Consider the following 14851-nt stretch of genomic DNA (forward strand, 5'->3'; position numbering starts at 1 on the left):
AGACGTAGATAGGCAGGGTGTGTAAGCGCGGTGACGCGTTGAGCTAACCTGTACTAATGACCCGTGCGGCTTAACCATACAACACCCAAGAAGTGTGAGCGCTTGCAGGTCGAGAACGAGATATTCATCAGGCAGAAAATTGCTCCTGCATTTTCTGCATGCCCGCCCTCCCTGGCGGTCAGCTTTTCCGGATTCAAGTTTATGCCTGGCGGCGATAGCGTTGTGGTCCCACCTGACTCCATGCCGAACTCAGAAGTGAAACGCACCCGCGCCGATGATAGTGTGGCAGCTGCCATGTGAAAGTAGGTCACTGCCAGGCACCCAATTAAAAACCCCGATACCTGTGTATCGGGGTTTTTGCTTTTCAGTTCCGGGCTGATTCGCCCCGCTCTCCAGCAGCCAGTGCTGGCTCCGGCTTCGGATATGATTTGGCTTCATTTGGATTCCATCTTGACGGTCTGAGCACATCTTCCCTCATGGATCTTTGCTGTGTCTCAGATCACAAAAAAATGCTGGCCTAGTCGTAGCCCTTATGATTTAGTGAGTTAACCCTCACCGATGATAGTCATCATAAACCATCACTTGCCGAGAGTTATAAAACGTCATAGCGTTAAAGTGTAATAAAGCTGTCATTACGCGGTGGTTTAACTGAGCAATGATCACGACAAGGGCCAGGCCCGAGGAGCATGCCTATGGACGGCAACGACCGTAAACGCTTTATTCTGGATACCAACGTACTCCTGCACGAACCTCTCTCCATCTATTCCTTCAAGGAACACAACGTCGTTATTCCCATGACGGTGCTCGAAGAGCTGGATCGCATCAAGGACCGGCAAAAAGATGTCAGCCGTGATGCCCGGGTAGCGATTCGAGCCTTGGAAGATATCTTCCACGATGCGACCCCGGAGCAAATCCTGGCCGGTGTGCCTCTGGGGCTGAAGGATGACGAGGCCTCAGGCACCATAGCCATTATTTCGGACCGACACCTGCCGGAAGGTTATGCGGTGTTTACTGATGATGAGGCCGACAACCGTATCATCAATACCGCACTCTATCTGCAGAAACATCACACCGAGGGCATGGCGGTGCTGGTGACTAAAGACATCAATATGCGGCTCAAGGCCAAGGGGGCCGGGCTGCAACATGTGGAGGATTATCGTTCTGATCAACTGGTTGACGATATCCGTCTGCTGTCCAAGGGCTTTTACCATGTGGAAGACAGTTTCTGGGACAAGGTGGGCGAGTGTGAAAGTGAGACCCATGGGCGGGAAGTGATCCACACCATTGCCGATGAGCTTTTGCCCTCGGCTCATATCAACCAGTACCTGATCGACGATACCGAGGATTTTGCCGGCCGGGTGCTTACCAAGGCGGATGGCAAGGTCAGGTTTATCGATCTGGGGCGTGAACGGATGATGGGTCGCAAGGCCTGGGGCATACATCCCAAGAACATCTATCAGGCGATGGCACTGGACGCCCTTCTGGATCCCCAGATCGATCTGGTGATCCTGACCGGCCCCGCCGGCTGCGGCAAGACCCTGTTGGCTATGGCCACGGCCCTGGAGATGACCATCGAGAAGGGTATTTACGACAGGGTCATAGTCACTCGCAATACCCCTGAAATCGCCGAGAGCATCGGTTTTCTCCCCGGTACCGAAGAGGAAAAAATGGCACCCTGGCTGGGAGCCATCACCGATACCCTGGAGGTACTGCACAAGCAGGACGAATGCATGGACGGCTCGCTCAGCTACATCATGGGCAAGGCCAATATCCAGTTCAAATCGGTCAACTTCATGCGCGGACGCAGTATCCAGAATACTTTCGTGCTGCTGGACGAGTGCCAGAACCTGACCGCTTCCCAGCTCAAGACCATTATCACCCGCTGTGGTGAGGGCACTAAGCTGGTGTGCTCGGGCAACCTGGCACAGATCGATTCCAGTTATCTTACCCCGGTGACCTCCGGACTCACCTACATAGTGGAGCGCTTCAAGGACTTTGAAGGCAGCGCCAACATTTATCTCAACGGCGTGGTCCGTAGCCGGTTGGCTTCCTTCGCCGAAGAAAACCTCTAACGACCCAGATAATCCCGCAACGCCTGGGTATGGGGGGCTGACAACAGCCCCCTGTCGCCCTGCTCTATGATACGACCGTCGTAAACGAAAGCGATGCGATTGGCGACCCTGGCCGCTTCATCCGGATGGTGGGTGACCAGCAACACCGTCAGTCCGAGCCGGTCGGTCTGTTCCCGCAACAGAGCCAGCAGCTCGAAACGCAGGGCCGGGTCCAGGGCGGAAAAGGGTTCATCCAGCAAGAGTACCGGGGTCTGGCGCACCAGGCACCTTGCCAGTCCCACCCTCTGCTGTTGTCCCCCCGACAGGCTCGCCGGCTTGCGCTGAAGCAGGGCCGCTATGCCCACTTGCCGGGCAACTTGTTCTACTTCCGCCCGTTGTGCCGCCGTCAGTCGCAGAGCGGGGGACAGGCCGATGGCGATATTCTGGTAGACCGTCATATGCCAGAACAGGTTGTTGTCCTGGAACAGGGTAGTCATGGGCCTTTGGGCCGGCGCCAGGGGCAGCAGATCCCGATTGTCGAGGTGCAGTTGCCCCGAGTCGACCCGGGCAAAGCCGGCCACCATGGCCAGCAGGGTCGACTTGCCGGCGCCACTGGGTCCGATCAGGGCGGTGATTTCACCCGCCTCGGCCCGGAGAGAAAAACACAGCTCCTGCTCCGGATAGCGGGAGCGTAGCTCATCGAGTTCCAGCATCTTTGCCTCCCAGCACACCTTCGATCAGGATGAAAAGTCCCAGGCTCAGCAACAGCAGGATCAGCGAGGTGGCCGCCGCTTCCGTCATCTGGTAATTGCCCAACTGCTGGTACAGCAGCCAAGGCAGGGTTTGCAGGTGCTGGCTGCCGAACATGGCGATGGCACTGAGATCGCCCAGCGACAGCATTATCGCCAGTGCCAGGGCCAGAGCGGCCGGTTTGCGCAGCAGGGGCCACTCCAGCTGTCGGAGCCGGTTCAGCCCCCCTATATCGAGGCTGGCACAGAGACGGTCGTACTGGCGGGCATTCCGCTCCATGGGCTGCTGCAGGGCACGCAGCCCATAGGGCAGCGCCATCAGGGCATTGACCAGCAACACCAACAAGGGGCCCAGGGTAAAGACATCGGCCAGGCCCCGCAGCAGGATAAAGAGTCCGGTGGAGAGCACCACCGCCGGCAGCACCAGTATCACCGAGCCGGTGGCTTCCATCAGCGCCGCTCCCATCTTGTTATGCCGTCTCAGCCTGAGATGACGGCTGCTGCTCAGCAGGCCCAGGGTGAGCAACACCGACAGCAGGCCGGCGCCACCGGCGATAAGCAGGGAACTGGCCGTGGCCCGCCACAGCAGTGAAGAACTCAGAGCCGTCCACAGGCTGGGGTTGAGGCCGCTGACGATGATGGCCAGCAGGGGCGGCAGAAAGAGACCGAGGCAGAGGCTCAGTACCAGCAGATCCCAGAAGTAGACGCCTCTCTTGTTCCGGTCCGGCCGGGCGGAGAGGAAGTGCCGTTCCGGTGAATGGAGTGCCGGCCTGGTCAGCCAGTACTGCAGCAGCAGGAAGCCGCTGCAGAACAACAATTGCAGCAGAGCCAGCATGCCCGCCAGGGGCAGGTCGAAGTCGAAACGCAGGGCCTGATAGATGGCCACCTCCAGGGTGGTGGACCTGGGCCCGCCACCCAGTGCCATCACGGTGGCAAAGCTGGTGAAGCAGAGCATGAAGATCATGCTGGCCAGCGCGGGCAGGGCGCCGCGCATGACCGGCCATTCCAGCCAACGGAACAGCTGCCAGCCGTTGAAGTCGAGCTGGCTGGCCATCCGCCACTGGCTCTGGGGAATGCTGTCGATGGCCTGCAGCAGGATCCGGGCCGCCAGGGGCATATTGAAGAACACATGAGCCAGCAGTATGCCGGGCAGGCCGTAGAGGTAGCTGACGGACTCCAGCCCGAACAGCCCGAGCAGCTGGTTGACCCAGCCCTGGCGGCCATGGACGGCGACGATGCCGAACACCACCAGGATCACCGGCAACACCAGCGACAGCCCGAACAGGCGCAACAGCAGGGTTCGCCCCGGGAAATGACGGCGGGACAGGGTCTGGGCCAGGGGAATGGCCAGCAGCAGGCTGAGCAGGGTGGACAGCAAGGCCTGGTAGAAGCTGAACCAGATGACATGGCGCAGATAAGGATCCGCGAACACCTGCCCCGGGGACGTCTGGCCACTCTGCAGCAGCAGGGCCCCTATGGGCCCCGCGGTCAGCAGCAGTATGCCGAGCAGGCTGAGACAGCCCGGCAGCCACCAGTACCGGTTCGGCATCAGCGGGTCACGGCGCCCAGCCACTGGCGCAGCCAACCCTGGCGTTGCTCGGCGACGTACTCGGCGCTGAAGCTGAGTGCCTGTGCGGGCGTGATCAGGGAATTGAAGCCGGCGGGCAGCTCGACATCGATCACCGGGTACATCCAGTTGCCAGCGGGGATGTGCTGCTGGAAGCCGGGTCCCACCATAAACTGCAGGAAGCGCCCGGCCAGTTCGGGCTGCTGGCTGGTATTGAGCCTGGCGGCCACTTCCACCTGCAGGTAGTGGCCTTCCTCGAAGCCGGCGGCCCGGTACTGGGTCTTCTGCTCCGCTTCTATGTGGTAGGCGGGGGAAGTGGTATAGGACAGCACCAGATCCGCCTCGCCCTTGAGGAACATGCCGTAGGACTCGCTCCAGCCTTTGGTGACGGACACGGTGCGTTGGGCCAGGTTCTGCCAGACCCCGGGGGCCTGGTCGCCATAGATCTTCTGTACCCACAGCATCAGGCCCTGGCCCGGGGTGCTGGTACGCGGATCCTGGTACAGCAGGGTCAGCTCGGGGCGTTCCAGCAGTTCGGCGAAGCTGGTGGGGGGATTGGCGAGACGCTCGGCATCGTAGATAAAGGCGAAGTAGCCGTAGTCGAAGGGCAGGAAGACGGAGTCGCTCCAGCCGCCGGGCACCTTCAGCCCCTCGAGGGACTGGTCGTGCTCGGCCAGCAACCCGGTGTCCTTGGCGGCCTGCAGCAGGTTGTTGTCCAGCCCCAGCACGATGTCGGCCTTGGTGTGGGCACCTTCGAGTCGCAGCCGGTTGAGGATGGACACCCCATCGTCCAGGGCCACGAACTCGAGATTGCAGCCGCATTCCGCCTCGAAAGATTGCTTGATGGCCGGTCCAGGGCCCCAATCGGACGCAAATGAGCTATAGGTATAGATGGTCAGGGTCGGGGTTTGCGCCACGACCTGGCCGGCGGCGAACAGAGACAGGGCAATCAGGGCTTTTTTCACAGGGCCACTCCTTGTGGATAGGGTAAGGCCGAGTGCTCAAATCCCTACGCCGGCACGACCCGGATCAGGTGCACGAGTATGATCTCAGCGGCTGGCCGCACCCCGTTCGAGAATGGCCGCTATTGTAGGACCATTCGTTTTGCTAAACCAGTGCTATAAGGAAGAAGGCCTATGCTACCCGCCCATGAAGAACAACGGCTGTACAGCCGTATGCAACTGGACGCCAGGGTGATCCTGGCCACCACCCAGGTAAGGGTGGAAGGGATCTGCCGCAACCTCAGTGCCGAGGGGCTTTTGATGGAGGTTGCCGCCGGCAAGTGCCAGGTCGGGCAGGAATGGCGGCTGGTGCTGCCCTCGCCCGACGCCGGCGTGGCGCCCCTGACCGCCACCGCCAGGGTGATCCGGGTGGACGTGGGGGAGCAGACGGACCAGGTGGCCCTGGTGCTGAGCGAAGTCCATTGACCGCCGGATGTTAGTTGAATGTTTCCTGAATTGTGGTTAGGTTAAAAACTCTAAACTCATTCAGGAGACATCATCATGTCCAAGGACGAAGCCCGTTTTCCGGTCAGCATCGAGATCCCCGTCGCCTGGGGCGAAATGGACGCGCTCAACCACGTCAACAACGTGGTCTATTTCCGTTACTTCGAAACGGTGCGCATCGAGTACCTGCGCCGTATCGGCATGCTGGATGTGCTGAGTACGGCGGGCGTGGGGCCGGTGCTGGCGGAAACCTCCGCCCGCTATCGCCGGCCGGTGACCTTTCCCGACACCCTGAAGGCCGAGGCTAGGGTCAGCGAGCTGGACGAGCACGGCTTTACCATGGAGTACCGGCTCGTCAGCCAGGCCCAGGGGGCTGTGACCACCGAAGGCACGGCGCGGGTGGTGATGGTGGATTTCGGGACCGGGCGCAAGGCGCCGCTCGGCGAGGCGCTGAAGCAGCGGGTGCTGCAGCTGGAGGGATAAGACAACGCCGGCTTGCGCCGGCGTCGGGGTGATTACAGCCAGTTCGGCTGCCTGGCCTCGTAGGTGTCGATCTGATCCGCGTGTTGCAGGGTCAGGCCGATATTGTCCAGGCCGTTGAGCAGGCAGTAGCGGCGGAACTCGTCGATCTCGAAGGGAAAAGCGAGTTCGCCGGCGCGCACCTGCTGGGCTTCCAGATCCACGGTGATCTCGGCACCCTTGCGGCTGTTCACGTACTGGAACAGGGCTTCCACCTGCTCTTCGTTCAGCCGCACCGGCACCATACCGTTGTTGATGGCGTTGCCGTAGAAGATGTCGGCGAAGCTCGGCGCTATGATGGCCTTGAGGCCGAAGTCGGCCAGGGCCCAGGGGGCGTGCTCGCGGCTGGAGCCGCAACCGAAGTTTTCCCGGGCCAGCAGGATCACCGCCTGGTCGTAGGGCGTCTGGTTGAGCACGAACTCGGGGTTGGGCTGCTCGCCGGCGTCATCCAGAAACCGCGAGTCGTGGAACAGGTGCTTGCCGAAGCCGGACCGGGTCACCTTCTGCAGGAACTGTTTGGGGATGATCTGGTCGGTGTCTACGTTGGCCGCGTCCAGGGGGGCGGCGATACCGGTTAATTGCTTGAATCCGCTCATGGTTTTCCCCTTATAAATCCCGGATGTCGACGAAGTGACCGAACACGGCGGCGGCGGCGGCCATGGCCGGGCTCACCAGATGGGTGCGGCCACCGCGGCCCTGGCGGCCTTCGAAGTTGCGGTTGCTGGTGGCGGCACAACGCTCGCCCGGCTCCAGCCGGTCGTTGTTCATGGCCAGGCACATGGAGCAACCGGGCAGGCGCCACTCGAAGCCCGCTTCGATAAAGATCCGGTCCAACCCTTCCGCTTCGGCCTGGGCCTTCACCTGCTGGGAGCCGGGGACCACCAGCGCCTGTACCCCGGCGGCCACCTTGCGGCCAAGGGCCACGGCGGCGGCGGCGCGCAGATCCTCGATGCGGCTGTTGGTGCAGGAGCCGATAAACACCTTGTCGATTTGTACGTCGGTCAACTTGCCACCGGCCTGAATATCCATGTACTGCAGGGCCTTGGCGGCGGATTGGCGTTCGATGGGATCCGCGAAATCGTCCGGGGAGGGAATGGTGCCATCCACCGGCATCACCTGGCCCGGGTTGGTGCCCCAGGTCACCTGGGGCGCGATGGCGGCGCCATCCAGCTCGACCACGGCGTCGAAGACGGCGTCCGCGTCGGATTTCAGCGTCCGCCAGTAGGCGACCGCCGCTTCCCACCGCTCGCCCTCGGGCGCGAAGGGCTTGCCCTTGAGGTAGTCGAAGGTGGTCTGGTCCGGGGCCACCAGGCCGGCCTTGGCGCCGAGCTCGATGGCCATGTTGCAGATGGTCATACGCGCTTCCATCGACAGGGATTCGATCACGGAGCCGCAGAATTCCACCACATAGCCGGTGCCGCCGGCGTGGCCGACCTTGCCGATGATGGCCAGCACCACGTCCTTGGCGCTGATGCCCGGCTTGAGCGCGCCGTTGACCTGGATTTTCATGGTTTTGGCCCGGCCCTGCTTCAGGGTCTGGGTGGCCATGACGTGCTCCACCTCGGAGGTGCCGATACCGAAGGCCAGGGCACCGAAGGCGCCGTGGGTGGCGGTGTGGGAGTCGCCGCAGACGATGGTAGTGCCGGGCAGGGTCAGGCCCAGTTCGGGGCCGATCACGTGCACTATGCCCTGGTACTTGTGGTGCAGGTCATAGAGGGGGACGCCGAACTCTTCGCAGTTCTTGGCCAGGGTTTCCATCTGAATGCGGGCCATCTCGCCGGAGGCGGCGATGTCGTTGGTCTGGGTGGAGACGTTGTGATCCATGGTCGCCCAGGTGCGGTCCGGGCGGCGCAGCTGGCGGCCCTTTTCGCGCAGGCCGTCGAAGGCCTGGGGCGAGGTAACTTCGTGCACCAGGTGGCGGTCGATATAAAGCAGCGGGGTTTCGCCGGCTTCATCGCGCACCAGGTGGGCGTCGAACACTTTCTGATAGAGGGTCTTGGCCATTAGTTTGCTCTCCTGATGCGCGCGACTATCTGCTCACCCATTTGACTGGTGCTCTGTACCGGATGTTCGGCAGCGGCACTGTAAAGATCACCGGTGAAGTAGCCGGTGGCCAGGGTTTCGCTCACGGCCCGCTCGATGGCCTGGGCGGCGTCCTCCTGTTTGAAGCTGTAACGCAGCATCAGGGCGGCCGAGAGGATCTGGGCGATGGGGTTGGCGATATTCTTGCCGGCGATATCCGGGGCGGTGCCGCCGGCCGGCTCGTACAGGCCAAAGCCCTTGTCGTTCAGGCTGACAGAAGGCAGCAGGCCCATGGAGCCGGTGATCATCGCCATCTCGTCGGAGATGATGTCGCCGAACAGGTTGGAGCACAGCAGCACGTCGAACTGGGACGGATCCTTGATCAGTTGCATGGTGGCGTTGTCGATGTAGATGTGGTTCAGGGCCACGTCCGGGTAATCCTTGGCCACTTCGATCACCACTTCCCGCCACAGGATGGAGGCCTGCAACACGTTGGCCTTGTCTACCGAGGTGACCAGGCCGCGACGGCCGCGGGCCGCCTCGAACGCCAGCCGGGCGATACGCTCGATCTCATAGCGGTGATAGACCTCGGTGTCGAACGCCTTCTCCTCGGGGCCAGAGCCTTCCCGGCCCTTGGGCTGGCCGAAGTAGATACCGCCGGTCAGCTCGCGCATACAGAGAATATCGAAGCCGCGGGCGCTGATGTCGGCGCGCAGCGGGGAGAAGCCTTCCAGGCCCTGGTAGATCTTGGCGGGACGCATATTGCAGAACAGCTTGAAGTGGCCGCGCAGGGGCAGCAGGGCACCACGCTCGGGCTGCTCGTTGGGGGGCAGTTTTTCCCACTTGGGGCCGCCGACCGAGCCGAACAGGATGGCGTCGGCGGTTTCACAGCCGGCCAGGGTCGTCGCCGGCAGCGGAGTGCCGTGGTTGTCGATGGCGATGCCGCCCACGTCATGGTGGGCCAGTTCCAGGCTGAAGCCGAACTCGGCCTGCACCTTGTCCAGCACCTTGAGGGCTTGCGCCATCACTTCGGGGCCGATGCCGTCGCCCGGCAAGACGGCGACCTTGTAGCTTGCACTCATACTCACACTGTCTCCATACGAATTTTCTTTTGGATTTCTTCTTTCTTCTCGGCCACCTGCTCGGCCCGGTAGATGCTGTTGATCACATGCACCAGCGCCTGGGCGGAGGACTCGACGATATCGGTGGCCAGGCCCATGCCGTGGAACTTGCGGCCCTTGTATTCGGCGACGATATCCACCTGGCCGAGGGCGTCTTTGCCTTCGCCCTTGCTCTTGAGCTCGTACTTGTCGATGCGGATATCGTAGCCGGTGACGCGATTGATGCACTGGTACACCGCGTCCACCGGGCCGTTGCCGACGGCGGCCTCGTCGACGGTGTCGCCACCCACCAGCATGCGTACGCTGGCGGTGGACATCACGTTGCTGCCGGACTGCACGCTCAGGTACTTGAGCTTGAACTGCTCCGGCTCTTCGTGGATCTGGCTGAAGAACACCAGCGCCTCGAGGTCGTAGTCGAACACCCGGCCCTTGCGATCCGCCAGGGCGAGGAAGCTCTGGTACAGGCTGTCGAGATCGTAGTCCTGCTCGGTATAGCCCATCTCGCTCATGCGGTGCTTGATCACGTGGCGGCCGGAGCGGGAAGTCAGGTTGAGGTGGTTGGTGGGCAGACCTATGCTCTCGGGGGTGATGATCTCGTAGGTGTTCTTGTTCTTCAGTACCCCGTCCTGATGGATGCCGGAGGAGTGGGCGAAGGCGTTGGCGCCGACGATGGCCTTGTTGGGCTGTACCGGCATGTTGCACAGGTTGCGCACCAGCTGGCTGGTCCGGTAGATCTCCTGGTGCTTGATGTTGGTGTGCACCCCGAGCAGTTCGCCCCGGGTCTTCATGACCATGGCCACTTCTTCCAGCGAGCAGTTGCCGGCCCGCTCGCCGATGCCGTTGATGGTGCACTCGATCTGGCGCGCGCCCTGCTGCACCGCGGCGATGGAGTTGGCCACCGACATGCCGAGGTCGTCGTGGCAGTGCACGGAAATCACCGCCTGATGAATGTTGGGCACCCGTTCAAACAGGGTTTTGATAATGCCGCCGAACTCGCTGGGTACGGTGTAGCCCACGGTGTCGGGAATATTGACGGTGCGGGCGCCGGCCTTGATGACGGCCTCGACCATGCGGCACAGGTTGTCGATGGGGGTGCGGCCGGCGTCTTCACAGGAAAACTCTACATCGTCCGTATAGCCACGAGCGTGCTTGACCGCGGCGACACTCATTTCCACCACCGAGTCGAAATCCTTGCGCAGCTTGCTCTGCACATGGATGTCGGAAGTGGAGATAAAGGTGTGGATACGGAACTGATCCGCCACCCGCAGGGCTTCACCGGCGGCGTCGATGTCGGCCTTGAGGGCGCGGGACAGGGCGCAGACCCGGCTGTTCTTGATATGGCGGGCGATGGTCTGCACCGACTCGAAGTCACCGGGAGAGGATATGGGGAAGCCCACTTCCATCACGTCCACCCCGAGACGCTCGAGGGCCAGGGCGATCTGCAGTTTTTCCTTGACCGTCAGGCTGGCGGAAAGCGCCTGTTCGCCGTCCCGCAAGGTGGTATCGAATATAATGACTTGGCTCGACATGTCGCTTCCCCTCTGTTGATCCGTGCCGCCCGCGACAGATATAAAAAACCCGTGCGGATGGCACGGGTTTTAACTTGAAATATGTGGATGATGAATTCCAGCTACGCCCAACCCGTGCGCTTGTGCACCTCTAGAGTTAGTAGTAGTAGCTGAATGTGCTTTTGCATATCACTCATCACCGAAAGAAGAATCCGTTAACAACGCTATATCAATAACGGGAATCTGCCGCAGTGTCAATGTTTTGAAGTGCTTTCACAGTGGGGTATTGGTGGTTTTAATGGCTTGCTACAGTGTTTTTTGTGGTTGTATATGTTGTTTTTTAATTTAACTTTGAGTTTTTAGTCTTTTTTTTTGGTGTTGTTTCGACTAAACCAATGATTGCCTTGTGTCGATTTTTTTATGGTAGTGACCTTTATGATCGCAGCACCGGCGTTGGCGGGTGGTGCCGGTGCTGTATTCTAGTAGCGGGAGGCGTGCCGGAAGTATGGGGGGCGGGAGCGGCGGTGGTCTGCCTGTCAGGCCGAAACTGGCCCCCTTTTACCCGTGCGGAATATGCTATAAAGGTACTGCCAGCCGGCTCGGCCCAAGCTTTGTATAAAGCCGTAGACAAGCGATTTAAAGCAGGTTAAGGTGATTTTTCATCCCTTTTCTGCTTATTTGTAGCCTATCTGGCAGAAGTGATTGTTTTATAAAGATAAAAAGCTGCTCGCTTTGTCATATTGTGATATCCCGGCCGGGCCAGGCTGTAAATATCGATAGGGGAGAGCGGTAACGTGAACGGAGCAGAGCCTGGAGGGCTTATCATGGAGATGTTATCAGGCGCGGAAATGGTAGTGCGAGCGCTGGAAGACCAGGGGATCGAACATATCTTCGGTTACCCCGGAGGCTCAGTACTTGATATCTATGACGCCTTATTCGAAAACAGTAAAATTGAACACGTGCTGGTACGCCATGAGCAGGCCGCCGTGCACATGGCCGATGGTTATACCCGCGCCACCGGCAAGGTCGGCACCGTGCTGGTCACCTCGGGCCCGGGAGCGACCAACTGCATCACCGGCATTGCGACCGCCTACATGGACTCCATCCCCATGGTCATCCTGTCCGGCCAGGTGCCGACCAACTACATCGGTGATGATGCCTTCCAGGAAACCGACATGATAGGTATTTCCCGGCCTATCGTGAAACACAGCTTCCTGTGCAAGAAGGCCACCGACATTCCGTTGGCCATCAAGAAAGCCTACTACATAGCGGCGACCGGCCGGCCCGGCCCGGTGGTGGTCGACCTGCCGAAAGACGTGCAGAATCCGAGGGAGAAGCATCCTTACGCTTACCCCAGTTCGGTGGACATGCGCTCCTACAACCCGACCGGAGTCGGCCATAAAGGCCAGATCAAGAAGGCCATGAAGGCACTGGCCGAAGCCAAGCGCCCGGTCATGTATGTCGGCGGTGGAGCCGTCACCGCCGAAGCCAGCGCCCTGGTGGTGCAGCTGGCCGAGCTGTTCAACCTGCCGGTCACCAATACCCTGATGGGCCTCGGCAGCATGCCCGGTACCCACAAGCAGTTTGTTGGTATGCTCGGCATGCATGGTACTTACGAAGCCAACAAGACCATGCATAACTCGGATCTGATCCTGGCCATCGGTGCCCGCTTCGACGATCGGGTGACCAACAACGTGGCCAAGTTCTGCCCCCATGCCACCATAGTGCATGTGGACGTGGATCCCACTTCCATTTCCAAGACCATTCAGGCCCATATCCCCATCGTCGGCTCGGCCGATACGGTGCTGGCGCAGATGCTGGATGCCATCCGCGAGCTGGGACTCAAGCCCGACAGCCAGGCCATGAGCGACTGGTGGACGCAGATCGAGCAATGGCGAGCCCGCCAGTGTTTGCGCTATGAAAAGAGCGACAAGTACATCAAGCCCCAGCAGGTGATCGAGTCGGTATACCGTATCACCAAGGGCGAGGCCATGGTCAGTTCGGACGTGGGCCAGCACCAGATGTTCGCCGCCCTCTACTATCCCTTCGACAAGCCGCGCCAGTGGATCAACTCCGGTGGCCTCGGCACCATGGGCTTCGGCTTGCCGGCGGCCATGGGCGCCAAGATGGCGCGGCCGGATGCCATCTCCGTCTGCGTGACCGGTGACGGCTCCATCCAGATGAACATTCAGGAACTCTCCACCTGCATGCAGTACAACATTCCGGTGAAGATTATTTCCATGAACAACCAGGCCCTCGGCATGGTGAAGCAATGGCAGAAGATGTTCTATGAAGGGCGGCAGAGCCACTCCTACATGGACTCCCTGCCCGACTTCGTCAAGCTGGCCGAGGCCTATGGCCATGTGGGCATACGGGTGACCGATCCGGCCGAGCTGGATGCGGCGCTGGAGCAATGCTTCTCCCTCACCGACAAGCTGGTGTTTATGGATATCCAGATCGACCCGGAAGAGCATGTCTACCCCATGCAAATCAAGACCGGCGCCATGGATGAAATGTGGTTAAGCAAAACGGAGAGAACCTGATGCGGCGTATCATATCCTTGTTGCTGGAGAACGAATCCGGGGCCCTGAGCCGGGTGGTGGGGTTGTTCTCCCAGCGGGCTTACAATATCGAGACCCTGACGGTGGCGCCCACCGAGGATCCCACCCTGTCACGCATGACCATAGTCACCATGGGTGACGATCGGGTCATCGAGCAGATCACCAAGCAGCTGAACAAGCTGGTGGATGTGCTCAAGGTGAGCGACCTGACCGACGGCGATCATATCGAGCGGGAAATCGTGCTGGTCAAGGTGCGGGCCGACGGCGCCAATCGGGACGAAGTCAAGCGTACCGCCGATATCTTCCGCGGCCAGATCGTCGATGTGACGCCTCACCTCTACACGGTGCAACTGGTGGGCACCAGCGACAAGCTGGACGCCTTTATCCGCAATATGAGCGACACCACCGAAGTGGTGGAAGTGGTGCGTAGCGGCGTTTGCGGCGTGTCCCGCGGTGAAAAATCGCTGCGGGCCTGAAGGATAAACAGGGAAACCGCCTGCGGGCGGTTTTTTTATGTCCTTCAAAAAAAGTTGACATCTGGCATCATCGGTTGAAAATCGGAGCGAGACATCCGGTAGGGAGCCAGACATGCCAGCGGAAACCGGGACAGCGCGTTCCCTCAAAAAAAGTGCCACCAAACGAGTATTCAGCCAGCAGGATCGAGAATTGTTGGCCGGTTATGCGGGCATGGTGGATGGGCTGGCCGATATGTTTGGCAAGCACTGTGAGGTGGTGTTGCACTCGCTGGAAGATTTGGAGTGCTCGGTGGTCAAGATTGCCAACGGTTTCAATACCGGCCGCACCCAGGGCGCGCCTATCACCGATCTGGCACTGCGGCTGCTGCCTGAACTGGAGCTGCAGGGACTGAGCCACAGCCCGGCGTATTTTACCCAAAGCCGGCAAGGTTCGCCGATGAAATCCTCGACGCTGGCACTGCGTAACCTGCAGGGAGATATCATCGGCCTGCTGTGCATCAACCTGCACCTGGGGGCGCCCTTTCATGAATTTATGGCCGATTTCTTGCCCAAGGTGACCGAGTTGACGGAAATCTCGCCGGAGAATTTCAGCAACAACGTGGAAGAGCTGGTAACCCTGACGGTGGAACGGACCATAGAGGAAATCAATGCCGATCCGGAGGTGGCCAACAACGCCAAGAACAAGCAGATCGTCACCACGCTTTATGAGAAAGGCATTTTCGACATCAAGGACGCCATCGCCATGGTGTCGGATAAACTGAATATATCCAAACACACCGTCTATCTTTATATACGGCAAAAAAAACGCGATGACGAAGAGCCCATCGCCTAA

The 14851-nt window shown here is 60.3% G+C and carries 13 protein-coding genes, 1 rRNA gene and 1 riboswitch; of the genes, 7 read left to right on the top strand and 7 right to left on the bottom strand.

Annotated features, from left to right (window positions below):
* The first annotated feature begins 204 nt into the window (after positions 1–204).
* A 5S ribosomal RNA gene (gene rrf, locus JKV55_RS19210) occupies positions 205–319 on the top strand.
* A gap of 373 nt (positions 320–692) precedes the next feature.
* Entirely contained in the window at positions 693–2072 is a 1380-nt protein-coding gene (locus JKV55_RS19215; protein WP_202088734.1) for a PhoH family protein, read from the top strand.
* Here the strand turns inward: JKV55_RS19215 and thiQ are convergent.
* The 3 genes from thiQ to thiB are packed head-to-tail and all read right to left on the bottom strand — an operon-like array spanning position 2069 to position 5332.
* A complete protein-coding gene (gene thiQ, locus JKV55_RS19220) occupies positions 2069–2764 on the bottom strand; it encodes a thiamine ABC transporter ATP-binding protein (RefSeq protein ID WP_202088736.1) in 696 nt (231 codons plus the stop codon). The two genes, JKV55_RS19215 and thiQ, sit on opposite strands and share 4 nt — an antisense overlap.
* A complete protein-coding gene (gene thiP / locus JKV55_RS19225; protein ID WP_202088738.1) occupies positions 2748–4349 on the bottom strand; it encodes a thiamine/thiamine pyrophosphate ABC transporter permease in 1602 nt (533 codons plus the stop codon). Before thiP ends, thiQ begins: the two co-directional genes overlap by 17 nt.
* Complete coding sequence (thiB, locus tag JKV55_RS19230) at positions 4349–5332, bottom strand: thiamine ABC transporter substrate binding subunit (RefSeq protein WP_202088740.1); 984 nt, start codon at positions 5330–5332, stop codon at positions 4349–4351. Before thiB ends, thiP begins: the two co-directional genes overlap by 1 nt.
* Positions 5333–5356: 24 nt before the next feature.
* A riboswitch (TPP riboswitch) is annotated at positions 5357–5447 on the bottom strand.
* A 56-nt stretch (positions 5448–5503) separates the two neighbouring features.
* Between thiB and JKV55_RS19235 the strand changes: the two genes are divergently transcribed.
* The gene (locus JKV55_RS19235; protein WP_202088742.1) at positions 5504–5794 is read left to right on the top strand and encodes a PilZ domain-containing protein; all 291 of its coding nucleotides are present in this window, start codon (positions 5504–5506) and stop codon (positions 5792–5794) included.
* Between the two features lie 75 nt (positions 5795–5869).
* Positions 5870–6295: an acyl-CoA thioesterase gene (locus tag JKV55_RS19240; protein ID WP_202088745.1), complete on the top strand. Its 426-nt coding sequence runs from the start codon at positions 5870–5872 to the stop codon at positions 6293–6295.
* Between the two features lie 32 nt (positions 6296–6327).
* Here the strand turns inward: JKV55_RS19240 and leuD are convergent, their stop codons facing one another.
* The 4 genes from leuD to leuA are packed head-to-tail and all read right to left on the bottom strand — an operon-like array spanning position 6328 to position 11003.
* On the bottom strand, positions 6328–6927 hold the full coding sequence (leuD, locus tag JKV55_RS19245; RefSeq protein WP_202088746.1) for a 3-isopropylmalate dehydratase small subunit: 600 nt from the start codon (positions 6925–6927) through the stop codon (positions 6328–6330).
* Between the two features lie 10 nt (positions 6928–6937).
* A complete protein-coding gene (leuC, locus tag JKV55_RS19250; RefSeq protein ID WP_202088748.1) occupies positions 6938–8335 on the bottom strand; it encodes a 3-isopropylmalate dehydratase large subunit in 1398 nt (465 codons plus the stop codon).
* Entirely contained in the window at positions 8335–9435 is a 1101-nt protein-coding gene (leuB, locus tag JKV55_RS19255; RefSeq protein WP_202088947.1) for a 3-isopropylmalate dehydrogenase, read from the bottom strand. The genes leuC and leuB overlap by 1 nt, the downstream gene beginning before the upstream one ends.
* Before the next feature lie 2 nt (positions 9436–9437).
* Positions 9438–11003 (bottom strand): 2-isopropylmalate synthase, encoded by a 1566-nt coding sequence (leuA, locus tag JKV55_RS19260; RefSeq protein ID WP_202088750.1) that lies wholly within the window; start codon positions 11001–11003, stop codon positions 9438–9440.
* 803 nt (positions 11004–11806) lie between these two features.
* Here leuA and JKV55_RS19265 point away from each other — a divergent pair.
* The 3 genes from JKV55_RS19265 (at position 11807) to JKV55_RS19275 (ending at position 14851) form a co-directional block, all read left to right on the top strand.
* Entirely contained in the window at positions 11807–13525 is a 1719-nt protein-coding gene (locus JKV55_RS19265; protein ID WP_202088753.1) for an acetolactate synthase 3 large subunit, read from the top strand.
* Positions 13525–14019 (top strand): acetolactate synthase small subunit, encoded by a 495-nt coding sequence (ilvN, locus tag JKV55_RS19270; protein WP_202088755.1) that lies wholly within the window; start codon positions 13525–13527, stop codon positions 14017–14019. Before JKV55_RS19265 ends, ilvN begins: the two co-directional genes overlap by 1 nt.
* Before the next feature lie 112 nt (positions 14020–14131).
* Positions 14132–14851 (top strand): helix-turn-helix transcriptional regulator, encoded by a 720-nt coding sequence (locus JKV55_RS19275; RefSeq protein ID WP_202088757.1) that lies wholly within the window; start codon positions 14132–14134, stop codon positions 14849–14851.

Origin of the sequence: Zobellella iuensis, assembly GCF_016746085.1 — a bacterium.
GTDB classification, from domain to species: domain Bacteria; phylum Pseudomonadota; class Gammaproteobacteria; order Enterobacterales; family Aeromonadaceae; genus Oceanimonas; species Oceanimonas iuensis.

Bases quoted from the DNA above. Each gene is read 5' to 3' on its own strand.
- leuC (WP_202088748.1), bottom strand. From the start codon at position 8,335: ATGGCCAAGACCCTCTATCAGAAAGTGTTCGACGCCCACCTGGTGCGC.
- JKV55_RS19215 (WP_202088734.1), top strand. From the start codon at position 693: ATGGACGGCAACGACCGTAAACGCTTTATTCTGGATACCAACGTACTC.
- leuB (WP_202088947.1), bottom strand. From the start codon at position 9,435: ATGAGTGCAAGCTACAAGGTCGCCGTCTTGCCGGGCGACGGCATCGGC.
- thiQ (WP_202088736.1), bottom strand. From the start codon at position 2,764: ATGCTGGAACTCGATGAGCTACGCTCCCGCTATCCGGAGCAGGAGCTG.
- ilvN (WP_202088755.1), top strand. From the start codon at position 13,525: ATGCGGCGTATCATATCCTTGTTGCTGGAGAACGAATCCGGGGCCCTG.
- JKV55_RS19265 (WP_202088753.1), top strand. From the start codon at position 11,807: ATGGAGATGTTATCAGGCGCGGAAATGGTAGTGCGAGCGCTGGAAGAC.
- JKV55_RS19275 (WP_202088757.1), top strand. From the start codon at position 14,132: ATGCCAGCGGAAACCGGGACAGCGCGTTCCCTCAAAAAAAGTGCCACC.
- leuD (WP_202088746.1), bottom strand. From the start codon at position 6,927: ATGAGCGGATTCAAGCAATTAACCGGTATCGCCGCCCCCCTGGACGCG.
- thiP (WP_202088738.1), bottom strand. From the start codon at position 4,349: ATGCCGAACCGGTACTGGTGGCTGCCGGGCTGTCTCAGCCTGCTCGGC.
- JKV55_RS19240 (WP_202088745.1), top strand. From the start codon at position 5,870: ATGTCCAAGGACGAAGCCCGTTTTCCGGTCAGCATCGAGATCCCCGTC.
- JKV55_RS19235 (WP_202088742.1), top strand. From the start codon at position 5,504: ATGCTACCCGCCCATGAAGAACAACGGCTGTACAGCCGTATGCAACTG.
- leuA (WP_202088750.1), bottom strand. From the start codon at position 11,003: ATGTCGAGCCAAGTCATTATATTCGATACCACCTTGCGGGACGGCGAA.